At 55.6% G+C, this 5,788-nt stretch carries 3 tRNA genes and 3 rRNA genes; all 6 read right to left on the reverse strand.

The window, feature by feature from the left end:
- Positions 1-2: 2 nt before the first annotated feature.
- Positions 3-76: transfer RNA gene (locus NUU27_RS24745), tRNA-Met, on the reverse strand.
- Positions 77-152: 76 nt separating this feature from the next.
- Positions 153-267: ribosomal RNA gene (gene rrf / locus NUU27_RS24750) — 5S ribosomal RNA — on the reverse strand.
- A gap of 244 nt (positions 268-511) precedes the next feature.
- Positions 512-3,393, reverse strand: a 23S ribosomal RNA gene (locus tag NUU27_RS24755).
- 328 nt (positions 3,394-3,721) lie between these two features.
- Positions 3,722-3,797: transfer RNA gene (locus tag NUU27_RS24760), tRNA-Ala, on the reverse strand.
- A 54-nt stretch (positions 3,798-3,851) separates the two neighbouring features.
- Positions 3,852-3,928, reverse strand: a tRNA-Ile gene (locus tag NUU27_RS24765).
- 254 nt (positions 3,929-4,182) lie between these two features.
- Positions 4,183-5,667: ribosomal RNA gene (locus NUU27_RS24770) — 16S ribosomal RNA — on the reverse strand.
- Together the 16S, 23S and 5S rRNA genes with 3 tRNA genes alongside form the textbook arrangement of a ribosomal RNA operon.
- Between the last annotated feature and the right edge of the window lie 121 nt (positions 5,668-5,788).

The following is a 5,788-nucleotide window of genomic DNA, read 5'->3' on the forward strand; positions in this document are numbered from 1 at the left end:
GGTTGCGGGGGCAGGATTTGAACCTGCGACCTTCAGGTTATGAGCCTGACGAGCTACCGGGCTGCTCCACCCCGCGTCGAAGGAATTTGGGCTTGCCGCGTGTTTTGCGGAGGGGCCATTTGTTTGTGAGGATGTTTTGATGCGATTTGCAGACCTGGCAGCGACCTACTCTCCCGCGTCTTGAGACGAAGTACCATCGGCGCTGGGGCGTTTCACGGCCGTGTTCGGAAAGGGAACGGGTGCAGCCACCCCGCCATAACCACCAGGTCGGCAAAGCGCATCAAATCGAGAAGCTGGGCTGAGATGAGCGAATAGGGATTAGCGATTAGCGAATAGGGATTTCCCGTTTCGCTGTTGGCTGCTCCATTCGCTGGTTTCGGGCTTTTGCCCGCAAGGCCAAGTGGCCGTCGCGGCTGATGCCGCGCCCCGTCCGGAGGATAGCGGCGCAAGCCGCGCTCATCCGTGAGGACAAATCGCACCATCGCCTTGGCGATGGGCACGAGCAATGAGAATGATCAAGCCGATCGAGCTATTAGTACCGGTAAGCTCCATGCGTTGCCGCACTTCCACACCCGGCCTATCGACGTGGTCGTCTACCACGGCTCTCAGGGAACACTCGTTTTCAGGTGGGTTTCCCGCTTAGATGCCTTCAGCGGTTATCCCGTCCGTATATAGCTACCCTGCTATGCGGCTGGCGCCACAACAGGTCCACCAGAGATACGTCCATCCCGGTCCTCTCGTACTAGGGACAGATCCTGTCAATATTCCTACACCCACGGCAGATAGGGACCGAACTGTCTCACGACGTTCTGAACCCAACTCACGTACCGCTTTAAATGGCGAACAGCCATACCCTTGGGACCTGCTCCAGCCCCAGGATGCGATGAGTCGACATCGAGGTGCCAAACAACCCCGTCGATATGGACTCTTGGGGGTCATCAGCCTGTTATCCCCGGCGTACCTTTTATCCGTTGAGCGATGGCCCTTCCACGCGGGACCACCGGATCACTATGACCGACTTTCGTCTCTGCTCGACTTGTCTGTCTCGCAGTCAGGCAGGCTTATGCCATTGCACTCAGCGAACGATTTCCGACCGTTCTGAGCCCACCATCGCGCGCCTCCGTTACTCTTTAGGAGGCGACCGCCCCAGTCAAACTACCCACCATACACTGTCCCGGACCCGGATGACGGGCCGCGGTTAGACATCCATGTAGATAAGGGTGGTATTTCAAGGATGGCTCCACCAAGGCTGGCGCCCTGGCTTCAAAGCCTACCACCTATCCTACACATGCCGACACGAATGCCAGTGTAAAGCTATAGTAAAGGTGCACGGGGTCTTTCCGTCTAACCGCAGGAACCCCGCATCTTCACGGGGAATTCAATTTCACTGAGTCTCTGCTGGAGACAGCGGGGAAGTCGTTACGCCATTCGTGCAGGTCGGAACTTACCCGACAAGGAATTTCGCTACCTTAGGACCGTTATAGTTACGGCCGCCGTTTACCGGGGCTTCGATTCAGAGCTTGCACCCCTCCTCTTAACCTTCCGGCACCGGGCAGGCGTCAGACCCTATACGTCGTCTTGCGACTTCGCAGAGCCCTGTGTTTTTGATAAACAGTCGCTACCCCCTGGTCTGTGCCACCCCCCGATGGTTGCCCACCGAAGGGTCACGCTTATCCCGAAGTTACGCGTGCAATTTGCCGAGTTCCTTCAGCAGAGTTCTCTCAAGCGCCTTGGTATACTCTACCAGTCCACCTGTGTCGGTTTCGGGTACGGTCTATAAGGAGGAGCTATTTCCCGGGACCGCTTGGCTGCCCTTCCAATCCGATAAGGAAGAACAACGTCTGCGATCCGTCACTACCTCCAGGCCCACGAATATTAACGTGGTTCCCATCGACTACGCCTTTCGGCCTCGCCTTAGGGGCCGGCTAACCCTGCTCAGATTAACTTTAAGCAGGAACCCTTGGACTTTCGGCGAGGGGGTCTCTCACCCCCTTTATCGTTACTCATGTCAGCATTCGCACTTCCGATACCTCCAGGAGCCCTCACGGGTCTCCCTTCATCAGCCTACGGAACGCTCCGCTACCGCTCACCTTGCGGTGAACCCAAAGCTTCGGTGTATGGCTTTAGCCCCGGTACATTTTCGGCGCAAAACCCCTTAATTAGACCAGTGAGCTGTTACGCTTTCTTTAAATGATGGCTGCTTCTAAGCCAACATCCTGGTTGTTTTGGGAGTCTCACATCCTTTCCCACTTAGCCATAACTTGGGGACCTTAGCTGTTGGTCAGGGTTGTTTCCCTCTCCACGACGGACGTTAGCACCCGCCGTGTGTCTGCCGGATAGTACTCTCGGGTATTCGGAGTTTGGTTAGGTTTGGTAATCCGGTGAGGACCCCTAGCCCATCCAGTGCTCTACCCCCCGAGGTATTCATCCGACGCTCTACCTAAATAGATTTCGCGGAGAACCAGCTATTTCCGAGTTTGATTGGCCTTTCACCCCTAGCCACAAGTCATCCCGATCTATTGCAACAGATATGGGTTCGGTCCTCCAGTAAGTGTTACCTTACCTTCAACCTGCTCATGGCTAGATCACTCGGTTTCGGGTCTAGTGCAACGTACTGATCGCCCTATTAAGACTCGCTTTCGCTACGCCTACACCTACCGGCTTAAGCTTGCACGTTACACTAAGTCGCTGACCCATTATACAAAAGGTACGTGGTCACACTTGCGTGCTCCCACTGTTTGTAGGCAACCGGTTTCAGGTACTCTTTCACTCCCCTTGTCGGGGTGCTTTTCACCTTTCCCTCACGGTACTAGTTCACTATCGGTCATGCACGAGTACTTAGGCTTGGAGGGTGGTCCCCCCACGTTCAGACAGGATTTCACGTGTCCCGCCCTACTCGAGGACAATGGTTCGCATTACGCATACGGGGCTGTCACCCGCTTCGGCCCTCCTTTCCAGAAGGTTCTGCTTGTCTCACCATTGCCACTGGCCTGGTCCGCGTTCGCTCGCCACTACTAGCGGAGTCTCGGTTGATGTCCTTTCCTACGGGTACTTAGATGTTTCAGTTCCCCGCGTTCGCTTCTTATCCCTATGTATTCAGAATAAGATACCTTTAAACGATACTTGGAAACCAAGCGCGTCTTCGACGCGCAGTGAATGGTGAATGGCAAAATGGTGAATGGTATTTTCGACCATTCACTATTCACCATTTCTCTATTCACCCAAGCGCCAGCGGCGCGCTTGATTTCCCAAGTATCTAAGGTGGGTTTCCCCATTCGGATATCTACGGATCAAAGGGTATTCGCACCTCCCCGTAGCTTTTCGCAGCGTATCACGTCCTTCATCGCCTGTGCATGCCAAGGCATCCACCAGTTGCCCTTAAGACACTTGATCATTCTCATTGCCAATGCCCATCGTTCCAGTGAATGGTGAATGGCAAAATGGTGAATGGTTCCCCATTCACTATTCTCCACTTCACTATTCACCCGACGGAGATTGGCAGAAAAGACCAGCTTCTCGAGATCTGTCCGGTGGCCTGCGGTTAGGCAGCCAATCATCTGGACGGGAATTGAGCGTTCCCGGCCGACACACCGCATCCGCGATGTCCGAACAAATCTTCTCTTCACAATGTCACACAGAACAGGCAACCGGCCATCGGCCAGGTCGCAAACCTTTTTTCTCAACGGATGACCTTCCCTCCGCTCGACACCCAACAAGGCGTTGGTGGAGCTGGACGGGATCGAACCGACGACCCCCTGCTTGCAAAGCAGGTGCTCTCCCAGCTGAGCTACAGCCCCTCAACGCCATGTCGCCGAAGCCCTGTCAGCAAACAGAACTCAGCGAACGCAATGTGGTGGGCCTGGATAGACTCGAACTATCGACCTCACCCTTATCAGGGGTGCGCTCTAACCACCTGAGCTACAGGCCCTAAACCCGCGCTCACGATGGCCCGCCAACGAGACGCAGTCTCGCAAGGCCGACCGGCCGCCGCGGCTCGTGCCGCGCCCTCGCGGAGCGCCAGGCCGAAGGCCGACACGGCGCGCGAGCGCATGAAGATCATCCGTGAAGAAAGAGAAACGAAGGCGGCAGATCCCGCTTGGTAAAGGCGACCGGGAATGACTATCCCGATCTTGTTCTTAAAGAGAACCGATAGAGGCAAGCCTCGTAAGGGTCCTTCCTTAGAAAGGAGGTGATCCAGCCGCAGGTTCCCCTACGGCTACCTTGTTACGACTTCACCCCAGTCGCTGAGCCTACCGTGGTCAGCTGCCTCCTTGCGGTTAGCGCACTGCCTTCGGGTAAACCCAACTCCCATGGTGTGACGGGCGGTGTGTACAAGGCCCGGGAACGTATTCACCGCGGCATGCTGATCCGCGATTACTAGCGATTCCAACTTCATGCACCCGAGTTGCAGAGTGCAATCCGAACTGAGATGGCTTTTGGAGATTAGCTCGGCCTCGCGGCCTCGCTGCCCACTGTCACCACCATTGTAGCACGTGTGTAGCCCAGCCCGTAAGGGCCATGAGGACTTGACGTCATCCCCACCTTCCTCTCGGCTTATCACCGGCAGTCCCCTTAGAGTGCCCAACTGAATGCTGGCAACTAAGGGCGAGGGTTGCGCTCGTTGCGGGACTTAACCCAACATCTCACGACACGAGCTGACGACAGCCATGCAGCACCTGTCTTGGGTCCAGCCTAACTGAAGGCTTCCATCTCTGGAAGCCGCGACCCAGATGTCAAGGGCTGGTAAGGTTCTGCGCGTTGCTTCGAATTAAACCACATGCTCCACCGCTTGTGCGGGCCCCCGTCAATTCCTTTGAGTTTTAATCTTGCGACCGTACTCCCCAGGCGGAGAGCTTAATGCGTTAGCTGCGCCACCGAACAGTAAACTGCCCGACGGCTAGCTCTCATAGTTTACGGCGTGGACTACCAGGGTATCTAATCCTGTTTGCTCCCCACGCTTTCGCACCTCAGCGTCAGTATCGAGCCAGTGAGCCGCCTTCGCCACTGGTGTTCCTCCGAATATCTACGAATTTCACCTCTACACTCGGAATTCCACTCACCTCTCTCGAACTCGAGACCACCAGTATCAAAGGCAGTTCCGGGGTTGAGCCCCGGGATTTCACCCCTGACTTAATGGTCCGCCTACGTGCGCTTTACGCCCAGTAATTCCGAACAACGCTAGCCCCCTTCGTATTACCGCGGCTGCTGGCACGAAGTTAGCCGGGGCTTCTTCTCCGGCTACCGTCATTATCTTCACCGGTGAAAGAGCTTTACAACCCTAGGGCCTTCATCACTCACGCGGCATGGCTGGATCAGGCTTGCGCCCATTGTCCAATATTCCCCACTGCTGCCTCCCGTAGGAGTCTGGGCCGTGTCTCAGTCCCAGTGTGGCTGATCATCCTCTCAGACCAGCTACTGATCGTCGCCTTGGTAGGCCATTACCCCACCAACTAGCTAATCAGACGCGGGCTCATCCAACTCCGATAAATCTTTCTCCCGAAGGACGTATACGGTATTAGTCCAAGTTTCCCTGAATTATTCCGTAGAGCTGGGTAGATTCCCACGCGTTACTCACCCGTCTGCCGCTCCCCTTGCGGGGCGCTCGACTTGCATGTGTTAAGCCTGCCGCCAGCGTTCGTTCTGAGCCAGGATCAAACTCTCATGTTTAGAGATTTGATATTGGCTTGGTCACGCATGAATCGACGAGAACATTCACACCCGCTCAACCAACCGAAGCCGGCCGAACGATGTAACTTTCTCTCGAAACGTGATCCGCCAAAGTCTCTTT

This window comes from Nitratireductor sp. ZSWI3 (genome assembly GCF_024655565.1).
Classification (GTDB): Bacteria; Pseudomonadota; Alphaproteobacteria; order Rhizobiales; family Rhizobiaceae; genus Nitratireductor.